General features: G+C 39.3%; 15 protein-coding genes. 10 read left to right on the top strand and 5 right to left on the bottom strand.

Annotated elements, in window-relative coordinates; translation table 11 throughout:
* Positions 1 to 89: 89 nt before the first annotated feature.
* Entirely contained in the window at positions 90 to 3,056 is a 2,967-nt protein-coding gene (locus tag AC5NT5_RS09960; RefSeq protein ID WP_494512894.1) for a TonB-dependent receptor, read from the bottom strand.
* Between the two features lie 677 nt (positions 3,057 to 3,733).
* On the opposite strand from AC5NT5_RS09960, the gene AC5NT5_RS09955 reads away from it, so the two are divergent.
* The 7 genes from AC5NT5_RS09955 (at position 3,734) to AC5NT5_RS09925 (ending at position 8,192) form a co-directional block, all read left to right on the top strand.
* Positions 3,734 to 4,405: a hypothetical protein gene (locus AC5NT5_RS09955; protein WP_494512895.1), complete on the top strand. Its 672-nt coding sequence runs from the start codon at positions 3,734 to 3,736 to the stop codon at positions 4,403 to 4,405.
* Positions 4,406 to 4,408: 3 nt separating this feature from the next.
* Positions 4,409 to 5,083, top strand: a complete 675-nt coding sequence (locus AC5NT5_RS09950; RefSeq protein WP_182711610.1) for a Crp/Fnr family transcriptional regulator — start codon at positions 4,409 to 4,411, stop codon at positions 5,081 to 5,083.
* A 71-nt stretch (positions 5,084 to 5,154) separates the two neighbouring features.
* On the top strand, positions 5,155 to 5,562 hold the full coding sequence (locus AC5NT5_RS09945; RefSeq protein ID WP_494512896.1) for a hypothetical protein: 408 nt from the start codon (positions 5,155 to 5,157) through the stop codon (positions 5,560 to 5,562).
* Positions 5,563 to 5,646: 84 nt separating this feature from the next.
* Complete coding sequence (locus tag AC5NT5_RS09940) at positions 5,647 to 6,150, top strand: Mpo1 family 2-hydroxy fatty acid dioxygenase (RefSeq protein WP_494512897.1); 504 nt, start codon at positions 5,647 to 5,649, stop codon at positions 6,148 to 6,150.
* Between the two features lie 60 nt (positions 6,151 to 6,210).
* The gene (locus AC5NT5_RS09935) at positions 6,211 to 7,002 is read left to right on the top strand and encodes an SDR family oxidoreductase (RefSeq protein WP_494512898.1); all 792 of its coding nucleotides are present in this window, start codon (positions 6,211 to 6,213) and stop codon (positions 7,000 to 7,002) included.
* Between the two features lie 61 nt (positions 7,003 to 7,063).
* The gene (locus AC5NT5_RS09930; RefSeq protein WP_290192931.1) at positions 7,064 to 7,657 is read left to right on the top strand and encodes a DUF2238 domain-containing protein; all 594 of its coding nucleotides are present in this window, start codon (positions 7,064 to 7,066) and stop codon (positions 7,655 to 7,657) included.
* An 82-nt stretch (positions 7,658 to 7,739) separates the two neighbouring features.
* Complete coding sequence (locus tag AC5NT5_RS09925; protein ID WP_494512899.1) at positions 7,740 to 8,192, top strand: GNAT family N-acetyltransferase; 453 nt, start codon at positions 7,740 to 7,742, stop codon at positions 8,190 to 8,192.
* A 39-nt stretch (positions 8,193 to 8,231) separates the two neighbouring features.
* Here AC5NT5_RS09925 and AC5NT5_RS09920 read toward each other — a convergent pair whose 3' ends face one another.
* Entirely contained in the window at positions 8,232 to 8,549 is a 318-nt protein-coding gene (locus AC5NT5_RS09920; RefSeq protein ID WP_494512900.1) for an antibiotic biosynthesis monooxygenase family protein, read from the bottom strand.
* Between the two features lie 290 nt (positions 8,550 to 8,839).
* On the opposite strand from AC5NT5_RS09920, the gene AC5NT5_RS09915 reads away from it, so the two are divergent.
* The gene (locus AC5NT5_RS09915; RefSeq protein WP_024598675.1) at positions 8,840 to 9,793 is read left to right on the top strand and encodes an IS110 family RNA-guided transposase; all 954 of its coding nucleotides are present in this window, start codon (positions 8,840 to 8,842) and stop codon (positions 9,791 to 9,793) included.
* Positions 9,794 to 9,814: 21 nt separating this feature from the next.
* Here the strand turns inward: AC5NT5_RS09915 and AC5NT5_RS09910 are convergent, their stop codons facing one another.
* The 3 genes from AC5NT5_RS09910 to AC5NT5_RS09900 form a co-directional block, all read right to left on the bottom strand.
* Positions 9,815 to 10,423, bottom strand: a complete 609-nt coding sequence (locus AC5NT5_RS09910; protein ID WP_494512901.1) for a DUF6988 family protein — start codon at positions 10,421 to 10,423, stop codon at positions 9,815 to 9,817.
* 775 nt (positions 10,424 to 11,198) lie between these two features.
* Positions 11,199 to 11,378, bottom strand: a complete 180-nt coding sequence (locus AC5NT5_RS09905; RefSeq protein ID WP_007375469.1) for a DUF6435 family protein — start codon at positions 11,376 to 11,378, stop codon at positions 11,199 to 11,201.
* A gap of 151 nt (positions 11,379 to 11,529) precedes the next feature.
* On the bottom strand, positions 11,530 to 12,705 hold the full coding sequence (locus AC5NT5_RS09900; protein ID WP_494512902.1) for a PQQ-dependent sugar dehydrogenase: 1,176 nt from the start codon (positions 12,703 to 12,705) through the stop codon (positions 11,530 to 11,532).
* A gap of 266 nt (positions 12,706 to 12,971) precedes the next feature.
* On the opposite strand from AC5NT5_RS09900, the gene AC5NT5_RS09895 reads away from it, so the two are divergent.
* Entirely contained in the window at positions 12,972 to 14,015 is a 1,044-nt protein-coding gene (locus tag AC5NT5_RS09895; RefSeq protein WP_494512903.1) for a flavin reductase family protein, read from the top strand.
* A complete protein-coding gene (locus tag AC5NT5_RS09890; protein ID WP_024595642.1) occupies positions 14,012 to 15,064 on the top strand; it encodes a fatty acid desaturase family protein in 1,053 nt (350 codons plus the stop codon). Before AC5NT5_RS09895 ends, AC5NT5_RS09890 begins: the two co-directional genes overlap by 4 nt.
* The last annotated feature ends 101 nt before the right edge of the window (positions 15,065 to 15,165 follow it).

The following is a 15,165-nucleotide window of genomic DNA, read 5'->3' as shown; positions in this document are numbered from 1 at the left end:
AAAGTTGATAACAATTAAACTAGCATTAATACTGTTTTAAATACAAAAAAGCCGCTAGTAAAAACTAACGGCTTTACTTTGTATTACCTTTAGAAGTTGTAACGCATACCAATATTGTAACGTGCACCTAGCTGTTGTAGGTTCCACAATTGTGCTGACGTACGGCCATGTTCGCGGCTGTTTTGTTCAGTAATGTTAAGGCCTTCAACAAAAAACGATAGTTGTTCGCTGTAGTTGTACGCAACATTAAAGTCGATTTGATAATATTCTTCAGTAAAGCCTGGCTCGTTTACGTATCGAGCTGCGCTATTTAAAAACTTATCACGCCAGTTGTAAGCAATACGTGCTTGAAAATCATCGTTTTCGTACATTGCAATAAAGTTAGCTGTATCGCTTAAACCCACTAGTGCAAATTGTGTTGTAGTAGGGTCAGCGTTTACATCAAAGTCTATGTCGCCATTAACTGTGGTGTAGTTTGCTTGCACACCAAAACCGCTTTCACCAAAAAAGTGCTGAAAGGCAATTTCAAAACCATCAATGGTGGCATTTTTATTGTTGGTAGGTACTTGCGCTGTAAATTCTAGTAATGGGTCATCGCTGTTAGCAATTACATCGTAAGCGGCTTCAAACTCTTCGTAGGTCATAGAGTCAAAATCAACGCCATTTTCTGTTGCGGCAACCATTTGAAATAAGTTTGAATCGGTTAGAGCAAGTCCGCGAGATTCTAGCTCAGCAATGGCAGCTTGTGCGCGAGGACCCGCTGTTGCATCGCGTAATCCGTAGTAGTTTTGCGTCATTGGTGTTAAACCAATAAAGTTTTCAATGTCTTTAGTGTAATAACCTACCGACACATAACTTGTTTCTGCAAAGTACCACTCAGCCGATACATCAATATTATCTGATTCAAGCGGCACTAAACCAGGGTTACCTGTTGACGCTGTAGCCGGTGAAGAACCCGCTAAAAGAGTAGGGGCACCTGGTACACCAACAGTCGCTGCTGAACTTAAGTTATCGTAAGTTGGGCGAGCAATTGTCGTGCTATAAGAAAAACGCGCTTTTACGTTTTCAATTACTTCTATGTCAAAGTCAAAGCTTGGTAAAAAGTGATCGTAGCTAGATTTAAGCGTGAAATCTTCTTTAGCTGAGCCAAAACGAACATTAAAGTCGTTATTACCTTCCCACGCTACTGCGTTAGGTAAATCGATATTAGCCGTTGAGGTAATGTCGGTAGACTCTTGGCGCGCGCCAATAACAATGTTGTATGGCATATCGCCAATGTAACCATTGTAAGTAAATTGCACAAACGCAGCGGTTATGTCTTCTTCAATGGTGCGGTTAGTTGCAAATGCGCCATCGGCCGCAAAGTTAAAGCCGTATTCTTCACCTGCCCAGTAACCAATTTGCGATGCGCTGCCAGTGTAACCTTGGTTGAACGAGCCTGATGTATCGTAGTCGTCAAACTCAGCTAAAAAGTTTGTTGGGTTTAAGTAGCCATCAGGTAGTTCGCCTGGGTTTTCTATACCCCAATTACCCATTGTATTACGCGTAAGTGATTGCAGTGAATGGCTTTCCATAGAGCGAGACTCTATACCAAAGTCAATTGCACCGTTTTCAATTTCGTATTTACCATGGATTCTAAATTCTGTAATTTCAGATTCTTGGCGAGCAAAGTTAGAATCTAAAATAGACGTACCCACATCAGAGGCATCTAATGTGTTATTACAATTTAGGTTGTCTCGGCGGCAATCATCAAAATCGATACTCATTGATGGAAGCTCACGGCTAAAATCAACTTCTTGTGCGTTAACTACGTTTGCTCCCAAGCCTGCGTTTACCCAGCTGCCGTAAGGTGCATCTGGTTTGCTAGTGGCTTTTGAATTGTGCGCATCAAACATAAAGCTCAATTCTGAATTGAAATAGTATTCAACGTTTAAACCAATAGAGTCGTTTTGGTTAACTTGGTTTAGCTCTTGAAATGCTAAGCCTAAATCGCGTGTTTGCTGATCGCGACGTTCTTCTCGGTAATAAATCGGGGTTTTTACCGTGTTATCGTCAAACGTTAGCGCGCTTTTGTAGTTATCCATCCAAATTGATTGCTCAGCACGGGCTTCGAATAAATCTTGCTTAGAATATGTGTAATCAAGCGTGGCTGTTAAATCGTCAATAGGGCTGTATTGCAGCGTTAATTGCGCGTTTGTACGAGTACGTTCTCTGTCGGCAATGGTGTAGCGCAAATCTGATGGCATTGAATAAAGCTGGCCAACGGCGGGTGCATTAGTTAAAACAATATCGTCTGCAGCTTGTGGGATTGTGCCGTCAAAAGCTGATGTATTCCATTGATTTACAAACGCACCTGTTGATGAGCTATCGCGCTGTTGCATGCTTGCAGTTAACGAGGCACCAAATTTAGCTTCACTGTCGGTCCAGCTAATTAAGCCCGAAAGCTCAGGTGTTATGTCATCACCAACGCGGTTTGTTGAGTCGTGTAATGCTTTTACGCCCATGCTTGAAACAAAGCCTGGATTGTCGAGCGGGCGAGCCGTATTAATATTAATTGTTGCGCCAATACCACCTGATGCAATGCTTGCTTTACCCGTTTTATATACTTCAACCGATTTAACGCTATCAGACGCTAAGTTTGCAAAGTCAAATGCACGAGAGCTGGGTGTACCACCGCCTGCAGGCAAAGATGCCGCCGGCATTGTACGCCCGTTTAGGGTTACCATATTGTAGTCGGGGCCAAAACCACGAACCGTTACTTTAGAGCCTTCACCATTTGAGCGATCAATCGACACACCCGTAATACGCTGTAGCGACTCGGCTAAGTTGGTATCGGGGAATTTACCAATATCCTCAGCTGATATAGCATCTACAACACCAGCGGCGTCGCGTTTTAAACGAGTCGACTCTTTAATACTGCTTTTAAAACCAGTAACTTGGATTACTTCAACGTCTGTATTTGCTTCTTGTGCATATACAGGCAAAGAGATTGATGCACCTAAAATCAGAGATAGGCTGGTCGCTATCTTTGTTTTTCTTACAATATGGTTGGACATTCGGTTTCCCTCGCGCTTTTATCATTATTATTAACAGCTTGTATGGGGCTGTTATTGTGTAGTTATAAACATTGTCAAATGTGTGGAAGCGCTTCCAGAAAGTTCTGTTTAAATGGATTTTGTGGAAGCGCTTCCAGAAATGCTAGTTTATATTTTGAATAGGGTCAACTGTTGTTTTAATAAAATGAGACTAAATTGTTTTTAAAATGTATGTTTTTTAGATTTAATTTTATTTAAATTATAAATTACAATTGGTTATAAAAAACCGTTTGAAATAGTGCGGTAACAACATTTTATTATAAGAAAACCAATTATTGATTAATTTAGTTATTTACACACTTTTATAAGGTGTTTAAATCAGCTTTTAATACTAGCTAAAATTAATAAATTTGCCGTTGGTCACTCAACAAAAAATAGGTACATTTGCTAACTTAGCAAAAATGCCGATGTAGTGATTATGTACAACGCAATTGATGAAAACGCATCAAGCGGCGGTTCTATCTCAGTTTATGAATCGGTCATTAAAAAACCAGTAGTTGTTTAAAAAATCGTTAATTAAATCACTAAAAAGTAACGTAGTTTTTGCAGAAGATGGTTTAAAAATAAACTTATAAAGTATTGCGCATAAGGTGTTGCGAGTCGCTAGTTTTATCGCTATTTTAAAGGCTCTCTCATAGATGGATTTTATTATGCGCATTAAATTTTTAGCGAGCTTTTATTCTTTCTTCTTGTTTGCTCTGTTTGGTTGTGACGATCAAAGTATGGCAATTCAAGGTAGTCCTCAGCTAAATAATAATGTAAGTAACTCACCCTCTAATCTCAAAGTAAACACGCCTTCAGCAGCTCAAACACACGAACCCGCTTTAGTGGTCGGTATGCTAGCAACACATTGTAAAAGTAATGAAGCAGCCTACATTAACGCAAAAATGCATAAAGTTGTGCGTAACCCAGATGAAAAGACAGCCTATAAGTTAGAGCCTACCGATAAAGTGCTTTCTATTTGCGTTGCAAAAGATGACTCATCGCTTAGTTATCGATTTGGTAGAGTAAATGACATAGGGCTTGAAAAAGAAGCAACACCAGATGCACCATTTGGTAGTTACTACAGGCAAGTAGGGCGTATTGGCGAGAGTATTTTATTTTTTAGTAATGGCGAATATCACTACTATATTATTAACTCAGGCGGTATGGGCAGCGGTGTAACCGTTAATGTTTATAAAAACGATGCATTAATAACTGAGCTGTTTTCGGGTAATGATCCTTACGATGATTTTGTTATAGCAACCGATTTAAATTTCCCTAAAAAATTGGTTAGCGAAAAACAGCCATTTAATAAGCAAATGCAGTAAATAATGACTCCACAGCAGCAAAACGTAATAGAGCAAGGGCATTGGTTTAAAAACCGTAGCGCTTATTTAAAAAGCTTTTTATTAACGCAGGGCAAAACGCTCTCGCTTAAAGCTCAGCAGTCATTATTTTTGCGAGGTGATAAGCACGATGGAATTTATGCAGTACTTAGCGGCGTGGTGCGTATTAGTGGCGTAAGTAACGAAGGCAAAGAAGCCGTATTGAGCTTTATTGATTCATCACTGTGGTTTGGCGAAGTTACCTTGTTTGATGGTGGCCTGCGCACTCACGATGTATATGCACAAACCGATGTTGTGCTTTTTTACGTGCCCCAACGCGCGCTTGAACAGCTATTAAACGAACAGCCACAATATTGGCAAGAGTTTGGTTTATTGCTGGCACAAAAGTTACGCCTAATGTTTACCTCAATGGAAGATCACGCATTACTAAGCGCTGAGCAAAAAGTATGCAATCGACTTTTAATGCTTAGCGAACATACAGAGCACTTAACACCGCTTGTTTTATCTCAGCAGCAACTTGCTGATATGACCTACCTAACGCGCCAAACTATTAATCAAATACTGCAACAGCTTGTTAGCCTACAAGCCATTAGTTTGGGGTATCAACGCATAACTGTTTTAGATAAACAAAAGTTACAGGCGCGTGCTACACAAGCTTAAATAGAGACTTTTTTATTTAGTTGGAACCAAAATTGCTACATAACATGTAATGCAACAATGGATTTGAGCTAATGACTACAATAACCTTTAAAAATCAATATAGTAATTATAACTCTCTAACAGTAAATAAAGCGGCAGGTTCAAGCGAAGTTGCGGCAACTAATGTCCTCCCTAATGAAAAACCAAATGATGTTAAAGGCATTACCTCAGCCCCTAAAGAACCAACGTTTTTAGAAAGTGCCCAAGAAGCGCTGGTGTATCAGCGCTTAGGTGTAAACAAAAACAAAATAGACGAGCTAAAAGCAACAATAGAAGAGCTCACTAAAGAGCTACAAGGTCAGGGCCCAGACCCTAGCACCATTGCTGATAAAATAGAGGAACTTCAAAAAATGCTTGAGCAAGAGTATCAAAAAGGGCGCGAGCGAACGGATATGAAAGGTGAGCATGAGCCGGGTAAAATAATTTCTGCATTTGTTTAATTTACAAAATGTCGGATACCTGACATTGTTGCTGTACTTACTTTTGTTAAAGTAAGTTTTATAAATAAAAATAAAGGCAAAACAATGAAAACACTTCAACAGCAGCTTGGTAAATATGGTTTGTATCATCGTTCTAAGCGCAATGTACTAACGCACTTTATTGGTATTCCGCTTATTGTATTTGCAGCGTTGTGTTTACTAGCGCGCATTCAAATACCCCTTGGTAGTGTAGTAATTGATGGTGCACAACTTTTTGTATTAGCGTCGGTTGTTTATTATTTTATGCTGAGCTTTTCGCTTGGCTTTATTATGGCCGTGATATTCACTTTACTCCTTGTTGGTGCTCAGCCTATTGCGGCAATGGCGTTTTGGCCTTGGTTGAGTATTGGCGTAGGTGTGTTTGTATTTGGCTGGGTATTACAGTTTATTGGGCACTATTACGAAGATAAAAAACCGGCGTTTGTAGATGATCTAATTGGTTTAATTATAGGCCCTTTGTACGTAACTGTTGAGCTACTATTTTTAATGGGTTTTTACAAAACATTAGAAGATGAAGTAAACGCAATAGCAGGTCCTACAAAGGAGTAAAATACTTTACTAAGTACCTTTATAAAACCTAATAAATAACAATAAAAGGGCAGATAACGCATGCAATATAATAATAAAACCGTGTGGATCACCGGCGCATCATCAGGTATTGGTAAAGAGCTTGCTATACAATTTGCCGAGCTTGGAGCGCGCGTTATTTTATCGGCGCGCAATGTAGAGAAACTGAACGACTTAAAAGCAACGCTTAAAGGCGAAGGGCACTTAGTTGTGCCGCTGGACTTAGCTGAGCCAGAGCAAGTACTGAGCACAATAACAGCAAAAATGAGTGAGTTTCCTGCAATTGATATTTTAATTAATAACGGCGGCGTATCGCAACGCAGTTTATTTTTAGAAAACGACTTTAACGTGTATCGCCAATTAATGGAGGTTAATTACTTTGGCTTAATTGCACTTACTAAAGCTATATTGCCTACTATGGTGGCAAGGCGCAGTGGCTCAATTGTGTCTATTAGTAGTGTGGCGGGTAAAGTTGGTTCAAAATTTAGAACGGGTTATTCGGGTTCCAAATATGCGGTTGTTGGTTTTATGGATTGCCTACGTGCAGAAGTAGCACAACATAACATTCATTGTTTAACAATTTGCCCAGGCTCTATTAAAACAGCAATTGCGCATAACTCATTAAACGAGCAGGGAATAGCTCAAAATAAACCAGAAGAATCGATAGAAAATGGGATGGATGTAAGCGTAGCTGCTACAAAAATGATTCGTGCCATAAGTAATAAAAAAGACGAAGTGATTATTGGCAAAGGTTTGAGTGGTTGGGCGCCTACAATTAAGCGCTTTTTTCCTACTTTGTTTAATCGCATTACCGCAAAAACAAACTATAGGTAGCGTCGTTTATTTCAAAGGCGTAAAATGCCGTAAATTTGATCAATTTAGAAAAGGATTCTAAATGAAGTATTTATGGCTGAGCCTGTTTTTTATTGTATTAATTTGGTCTGGTATTAACCCAAAAGATCAATTTACATGGCTGCTTGAAGTTATCCCCGCAATTATTGGTTTAGTGCTGCTGGCAAGCACCTATAGCCACTTTAAACTTACCCCTATTTTATATACATTTATTTTAGCGCATTGCATAGTGCTGATGATTGGTGGGCATTACACCTACGCCGAAGTCCCTTTTTTCGATAACCTATTTGGTAGCGAGCGTAATAACTACGACAAAGTAGGGCACTTTTTTCAAGGGTTTGTACCTGCACTACTAGCACGCGAAATTTTACTACGCAAAAAGGTAGTAAATGGTCGAGGCTGGTTAATCACCTTTGTTATTTCGGTATGTTTAGCATTTAGCGCCTTTTACGAATTAATAGAGTGGTGGGTTGCAGTGTTAAGCGGCGAAAACGCAGAAGCATTTTTAGGCACGCAAGGTTACGTGTGGGATACCCAATCAGATATGGGACTGGCGTTATTTGGGGCTATTTGCTCATTGTTAGTGCTTTCAAAAGTACACGACAAACAGCTAAAAAGCGTTAAAGATTATTTATAGGCTATAGCAACGTTGAAGACTATTTATAGGAACGTTTTATAGAAATGTTTATAAAAACATTGGTAAAAAAGACTACTAACGTATGACAGTAAACATTAGTAACTACTCAATAAGCACAGACAAAAGCAAACTTAACTTTAACGTTATTTATAACTTTATTGCTAATAGCTATTGGGGCAAAGGCATTCCTAAAAGTGTGATGCAATCATCTATTGATAACTCAATGTGCTTTGGTGTTTACAGCGCTCATAACGAGCAAGTTGGCTTTGCCCGAGTCGTGACCGATAAAGCAACCTTTGCTTATTTAGCAGATGTATTTATTGCCCCGCACTTGCAAGGTAATGGTCTGAGTAAGTTACTTATTAAAACGATAGTAGAGCACCCTGATCTGCAAGGGCTCAGGCGCTTTTTATTAGCGACTTCTGATGCACATGGTCTGTACGCGCAATATGGGTTTAAGCCAATAGACAACCCCGCACTGCTAATGCAAATAAATCCTGAGAATGTGTATGATAAAAATAATCGTGAGACCTAATAAACGGGGGGGAAGAGCATAGTCCTTTGTAGTGACTTGTTATATACCGTAGTCACGTTCAACTTTGGATAAACGAACCTTAAATGAATCGTACCAAGACTTACGGCCAGTTTTTTGAGCTTCTAAGTGTTCAGAGTTAGCTTTCCAATTTTTAATTGAATCTAAATCTGCCCAATAAGAAACAGTTATACCGACATTTTCTCTTGCTGATTCTATACCCAAAAATCCGGATTGTTGTTCTGCAAGCTCAACCATCCTATTTGCCATATCACCGTAACCATTATCACCTTCTGTTCGTGTGGAAGTGAAAATAACAGCAAAATATGGAGGTTTAGGTGTATTAGCTATAACTGACATTGATGCTCCTAGGTATATAACGCCTAAATCAGTCGCCGCCGGAGGCGGTCGGCTGGATTGACTTGTATGGATAATAAACCCATAAATTAATTAATACTTTAACCAAGTTCGGGTAATGTGAGGCCCAAGCTTTGGCTGCAACCAAAGCCTTTTATACAGTAGTTCGATTGATTGAAGGCTCCTCTATTGAGAGACCGATAACAAGAAAGAACGCTGTATAAACTCCAAGCATTAAACTCGGATAGTCAACGGGGCCTCGAGCCCGAATCGCAAGGCAGAGTCAGCTTATTATGAATACACTCAATAATCAAAATGAAATTAACGTCGGTGTCGATACAGGTAAAACTCAACTCGATATTTACATCCGACCTTTAGATATATATTTCACCGTAGAAAACAATGACGGCGGCATTAAACACGCTATAAAAACACTAAAAAAGCACCCAATAACGCGTGTTACTATTGAAGCAACTGGGCGCCTTGAACACCCCTTTATTATGGCGTGTGCTCAAGCGAATATCCCTTTCGTTGTTGCTAATCCCGTTAATATTAAACGTTTCGCAGGCGCTATTGGCCAAAAAGCAAAAACAGATAAACTTGATGCGCAACTCATCGCTCATTTTGGTGAAGCAATAAAGCCACCACTCTCTTCTTTAAAGCCAGAGCAGATGCGCTTGATGAGTGATTTACTTTCTAGAAGAAGGCAGTTAATGGATATGCAAACGATGGAGAAAAATCGTTCACAGATAATGCCAAAAACAATATCATCACTAATAAAACCTATCCTAACGGCATTAAAAAATCAGATTGAAAAAGTAGATTTGAAACTACAAAAACTCATCAAAGAATGTGACGAATATAAGGTCAAGAATGACATTATTCAAAGTGTGCCTGGCGTTGGGAATGTTGTCGCATTTAACTTACTTAGTGACATGCCTGAGCTTGGGTGTGTAAACAATAAAGAGGCTGCATCACTGGTTGGTGTTGCACCATTTAATCGAGAAAGTGGTGCTTATCAGGGTAAACGGATGATACGAGGTGGACGGCCAAAAATTAGAACCGCAATGTATATGGCAATGATGTCAGCTATCCAATGTAACCCTAAATTTAAAGCTATTTATCATCGGCTAGTCGCGGCAGGGAAACCTAAAAAAGTGGCTATTATTGCCTGTATAAGAAAGCTTATAGTAATCATAAATTCTATGGTGAGGGATGGTGTCATGTGGGATCCTAAAATGGTTTGAAATTAGGAATTGACACCATAGTCACTTGTTAAATGGCTGTGAAATGTGTTCACTGGAAAGATTTATGCAGCACTGGATTATTTTCGTACTTTTCACTATTTTTCCTAAACTACCGAGCGAGTGTATGGCCAATCTTTTTGAGAAATCTAATAAGGTCTCTGCGTAATCATCAGAATATTTTCTTCTCATTTCTCCATTATTAAATTGATATTTAAATTGTTGGGTTCCCGAGTGAGTTAAACTATTCAAGCCCTTCCAATGATTCTTTTTAAAATCACTCAGTGACCCATTTAAGTGAGGCATTTCTTTTTCGATGTCAGAAATCATTTCTTGAAACGGTATGTTATTTTTAGGTTTTACTCTTGATTTAACACTGTCTTTTTTGTACTGCTGAACTTGTTTGTCAGTAGCGCATGCGAATAGCCATATTCCTCTAACATGGGCTTCAAATAATACGCGTAATAAAGCAGATGCAGGGGTCAAGTGACCTAGCTGAACAAGATCAAATATTGCTCGTTGATTATCAAAAACAACATCATGAAGCATAACGCTTAATAACACGCGATCAGAACCTTCGACTTTCATCCCGTCAAGCACTTCCGAAATCTTGGTTCCTATTATATTTTCCATAATTTCCTATAACTCAGATGTATGGAGCCATTTAACACTTTAGTATTTATGCGACACGCAGTTTGTGTTGCATAATCGCTTGTTGGACTGAGGCGCTACCTGCTCGGTGTGTCAGAGTTGGTGTTGTTTATGCTATGGGAATTTGCTTTTTAGAGGCTCTAGCTAAATCAGCTAATTTAATAAGCTTACCTATTATAATTTAAGCTTTCCCTGCAATGCTCAGCGTTTATTATCTATTCATTAAACCTAATATTTAACTGTTAAGCAATGATATTTTCATCACGCACAGTCGCTATTAGCCTGAGCAATTAAGCAAGTTAACTCATTGATTCTATTCAGCAGGCTCGCCCGCTAACTCGTTCGCTCTGTTGTAAGAATTGCTGTTTCCGACGCTGATATACCAATAAATCGTAAGATGCCAACCTTGTAAATCATTTAACAGCCACTAAAAAACGGTGGTGATAATGCAAGTAGCCGCTTTAAGTACACTTGTTTGTGTATGCATATTATAAAAAGTGGTTTAGGAATGGTGGAAGTTGTATAAGGAGGTCATGAATTATTTACTAAACGCGTCTTCCTGCTTTTGAAACAGGGGTGACACGTTAAATATACTGATACCAATCGACTTAAATATTTAGCCTTTCTAGCGTGCTAAATAAAGCGTTAACGGCGTTATAAATTTCTCATGTAGAACAACTACATGTTGAAATTTATGCCTTGTTATCACTCTATTTATCCGTCGCTATAAATGTCTAATAACTTAACACGATTGGTATTATTTAGCTTTTTTTGCCTCTAGAGTTTCTATTTCACTCCAGATCTTTTCGGCTTCGGCGCTTAACATTGCGAAGCTTTTAATGTCGCCTTTTCTTTGTGCCTGCATGCCTTGCTCTAGTTTTACGTCGTATTCTTTACGCAGTTTTTTTACGGGGTCAGGCTTTAAAAATGAAAACATTAGTATTCTCTTAATTTATTAAATTATATTTAGTTAGTGTACGCATTAATGGGCTTAATAGTTCTTTGTTTGGTGAAAATGTTTACTTTGCGCTTTAAAAGCGCAAAGTAAACACGGTGTAATTTTGCATACTGTGTGCTAGTTCTAGTGTTTACGTTTCTGGCTCTAGGCGTTTAATACCTTGGCCATCAATACCTAAATAAATAAAACCATCACTGCCTTGAGCTAAGCTGCGTACTCTGCCTATTCCGTCGAGTATTTTATATTGCTTAACAACCTTACCCTTTGAGATTTCCAATGCGCTAATAAATGCAAATTTCATTGATGCTAGTAATAGCTTACCTTTAAGCTTTGGGTATTTGTCACTCGTTACGTACAACATATCGGAAGGGGCAATTGAAGGGGTCCAATGTAATACGGGCGATTGCATGCCGTCTTTTTCTTTAAGGTCGGTAAACTTGGTGCCGCTGTAGTTAACGCCATAACTTACTAAAGGCCATCCGTAGTTAGCGCCTTTTTTTATAATATTAAGTTCATCGCCGCCGCGTGGCCCGTGTTCGTGAGACCATAAAGTATTATTTTGATTATCAAACCACATACCTTGTGGATTACGGTGTCCATAAGACCATACCGCATGTTTTGCATTTTTTTGTTCAACAAACGGATTATCACTTGGGATATTACCATTTTCGTGTAAGCGATAAATTTTACCGCCATCACGGGTGAGATCTTGTGGGTTTATGTCGCGCGAGCCGCGATCGCCAATTGAAAAATAAACATAACCTTCATCATCAAACACAATACGGCTGCCGTAGTGTTGGCCTTTGGTACTATTATGCTCGCCTTTGTATAGCAATTGCTGATCAGACAACTGCGTATGATCGCTACTTAGCTTGGCGCGCATAAGGGCGGTGTTACTGCCGCTTCCTTTGCCCTCACTACTTGAGTAACTAAAGTACAGCCATGGATTTTGCTTACTATCGGTGTGTAGTGCTAAATCAAGCAATCCACCTTGGCCATTAGCGTCAATGTCGGGCAGCCCAGAGACCTCAGTTAATTTAGTGGTATTTTTAGGTAATAAAAATAACGTTCCACTGCGCTCAGATATTAGCAAATCGCCGTTAGTTAAAGGCTCTATAGCCCAAGGTATAACCACAGCTTCTGCCGCTGTTACTGCGTTAACGCTAAGCGATAAAGTATCGAGCTGCTTATAGTTTTTTACGTAATCGCTTTTTGCATGCGCGGGTGCGTTAGTAGCAAATATAGCAACGGCTAAGCCTGCACTTATTAGTTTAGGGTGAGTGTTATGTGACCTTAAATTTATCATTATGGCTTCCAAAATTAATCCAATCTTACATAACCTTATCATGGCATAAATAAATTTGTTAAGTGTTGAGTTGAATGAAAAATGCACACTTATATGTTTTAAAATTATCTCTTCACAGGAAATTGTTTAAGCAAATTGCGCTAATAAAAATTGAATAATTACTCTATTGGGGTTGAAAACTTAAAATTTGAGCGTACACTTGTGCGCTGAAGTTTGGGCGTACACGTGTAAGTTCAAAGTAATTAAGATTTGATAGAGATTTAACCATGATGACTCAAGTATTAAACCAATTTTCAAAATGGTTTTTACACCATCAAAGTTTTGCAGGCTACATAGAGCCCGTAATGCAGGTGTTTAAACCTGCGTGGCGTGCAGGGCAGTTTAGAGCGCAAGTAGTTAGTACAGCTGTAATTGATGGCGGTTTTTTAAGTGTACAACTTAAGCCAAGCAAACAATGGCATGCACATACGTCAGGGCAGCATATAAGTTTAACGGTTGAAATTAATGGGCGATTATTAACACGCGTTTTTACCGTGGCCTCAAGCGCTAAGCAATTTAAAAATACAGGTTTGGTGCGCTTACTAATCAAAACAAATGCGCAAGGGCGCTTTACAGGCTTACTAAGCAGTGCATTAAAAGCGGGGTTGTGGTGCAATATTTCTGCGCCAAGCGGCGACTTTGTATTTAAAAACACACACACGCCAGCCACTTTTATTGCAGGCGGATCGGGTATAACACCTATGCTGGCTATGCTTGATGATTACTTAAGCCAAACTACACAAAAAGTGTCGTTAGTGTATTACGCAAAAGCTACTGAGCATCAATGTGTTGATGAGCTAAGTGAGTTGGCGGCGCAGTTTGAGCATTTTTCGTTTTTATTATTAACGCGTGAGCAATCAAGCGATATAACCAGCAATATTAAGCCGTGGGAAAATCCAGACATTTACTGCTGTGGTCCTGCAGCATTTATGCAAACGGTGGGTGATTTTGCTAAAACGCATAAGCTAAATTACTACCAAGAGGCCTTTGGTTTGGCGCTGCCTACCTTAAACGACGACAGCCAATTTAATGTAAAAATTAACGCCAGTGCCCATGTTGTATCGGGCAATGATGTTTTACTGACTCAGTTTGAAGAAAAAAAGCTACCCGTTAAACGCGGTTGCGGTATTGGTATTTGCCATCAATGCCAATGTATTAAAAAGTCAGGCGTGGTACGTAATTTAAAAACAGGTGAATTGAGTGACAACGGCGAGCAATTAATCCAACTTTGCGTAAGCCAACCTGTTAGTGATTTGGAGTTACAATTATGAAAAACATTAACTATGACATGCTCGCAAGCGAGCTAGATGCCATTAAAATGGACACCCTTGGCAAAGTTGGCCAACAAGATGCTGACTACATTCGCTCTGTTGTGCGCAAACAGCGAGTGTGTGAATGGAGCGGGCGAATTTTGCTAATGCTCGGTTTTATTCAACCATTATTGTGGGTTGCAGGTGTGTTGCTATTAGCGCTTGCTAAAATTTTAGACAATATGGAAATTGGCCACAATGTAATGCATGGTCAATACGATTGGATGAACGACAAGCAACTTAACTCACAACATTATGAATGGGACATAGCGTGCGACGGGCAAAGTTGGCATCGCGTTCATAACTTTGAACACCATACGTATACTAATATTATTGGTAAAGACAGAGACTTTGGTTATGGCTTGTTGCGTTTAAGCGATGATTTTAAATGGCGTTTTAAAAATGTATGGCAGTTTTTTACGTATATTAATTTAAGTGTGTTATTTCAGTGGGGCGTGTCGTATCACGAATTGGCTGCAGAGCGTGTTTTTATTGGTAAAAAGAAAGAAAACCGTGAAGGGCTTGTATCACACTCTACATTAAAGCAGCGCTTTTTTAGTAAAGGCGCTCGCCAGTTAATTAAAGATTATGCGATATTTCCGTTACTTGCAGGGCCTTTATTTTTATGGGTATTAGCGGGTAACTTGGTAGCTAACTTAATCCGTAATTTATGGACGTCGACCATAATATTTTGCGGTCACTTTACTGAAGAAACGCAAACCTTTAAACAAGAAGACTGCGTAAACGAAACGCAAGGGCAGTGGTATTATCGCCAAGTACTGGGCTCGTCTAATATTAAAGGGTCGCATTGGTTTCATGTTTTAACGGGGCATTTGAGCTGCCAAATAGAGCATCACTTATTTCCAGATATGCCGTCTTCGCGCTACCAAGAAGTTGCACCTCAAGTACAAGCCGTTTTGAAAAAACACGGTATTGATTACCATACAGGTAGCTTTTTTAAACAGTATACCTCGGTGCTAAAACGTATTATTAGATATTCGTTCAAGTAAATTATTTACTTCTAAAAAATCGGCTAGTGCAACTGCATTAGCCGATTTTTTTGTTTATAGCACCCAATGCGGTTGATTAGTAAACAGCACTTGCAAAAAAT

Source organism: Pseudoalteromonas sp. J2K-J599, assembly GCF_059295115.2.
The sequence above is the reverse complement of the archived record's forward strand: the minus strand, read 5'-3'. Positions and strand labels throughout refer to the sequence as shown.

Excerpts from the sequence above, each read along its gene's own strand:
- AC5NT5_RS09945 (WP_494512896.1), top strand. The coding sequence starts at position 5,155 with ATGACTACAATAACCTTTAAAAATCAATATAGTAATTATAACTCTCTA.
- AC5NT5_RS09920 (WP_494512900.1), bottom strand. The coding sequence starts at position 8,549 with ATGTCAGTTATAGCTAATACACCTAAACCTCCATATTTTGCTGTTATT.
- AC5NT5_RS09960 (WP_494512894.1), bottom strand. The coding sequence starts at position 3,056 with ATGTCCAACCATATTGTAAGAAAAACAAAGATAGCGACCAGCCTATCT.
- AC5NT5_RS09915 (WP_024598675.1), top strand. The coding sequence starts at position 8,840 with ATGAATACACTCAATAATCAAAATGAAATTAACGTCGGTGTCGATACA.
- AC5NT5_RS09905 (WP_007375469.1), bottom strand. The coding sequence starts at position 11,378 with ATGTTTTCATTTTTAAAGCCTGACCCCGTAAAAAAACTGCGTAAAGAA.
- AC5NT5_RS09925 (WP_494512899.1), top strand. The coding sequence starts at position 7,740 with ATGACAGTAAACATTAGTAACTACTCAATAAGCACAGACAAAAGCAAA.
- AC5NT5_RS09895 (WP_494512903.1), top strand. The coding sequence starts at position 12,972 with ATGATGACTCAAGTATTAAACCAATTTTCAAAATGGTTTTTACACCAT.
- AC5NT5_RS09930 (WP_290192931.1), top strand. The coding sequence starts at position 7,064 with ATGAAGTATTTATGGCTGAGCCTGTTTTTTATTGTATTAATTTGGTCT.
- AC5NT5_RS09940 (WP_494512897.1), top strand. The coding sequence starts at position 5,647 with ATGAAAACACTTCAACAGCAGCTTGGTAAATATGGTTTGTATCATCGT.
- AC5NT5_RS09900 (WP_494512902.1), bottom strand. The coding sequence starts at position 12,705 with ATGATAAATTTAAGGTCACATAACACTCACCCTAAACTAATAAGTGCA.
- AC5NT5_RS09935 (WP_494512898.1), top strand. The coding sequence starts at position 6,211 with ATGCAATATAATAATAAAACCGTGTGGATCACCGGCGCATCATCAGGT.
- AC5NT5_RS09890 (WP_024595642.1), top strand. The coding sequence starts at position 14,012 with ATGAAAAACATTAACTATGACATGCTCGCAAGCGAGCTAGATGCCATT.
- AC5NT5_RS09910 (WP_494512901.1), bottom strand. The coding sequence starts at position 10,423 with ATGGAAAATATAATAGGAACCAAGATTTCGGAAGTGCTTGACGGGATG.
- AC5NT5_RS09950 (WP_182711610.1), top strand. The coding sequence starts at position 4,409 with ATGACTCCACAGCAGCAAAACGTAATAGAGCAAGGGCATTGGTTTAAA.
- AC5NT5_RS09955 (WP_494512895.1), top strand. The coding sequence starts at position 3,734 with ATGGATTTTATTATGCGCATTAAATTTTTAGCGAGCTTTTATTCTTTC.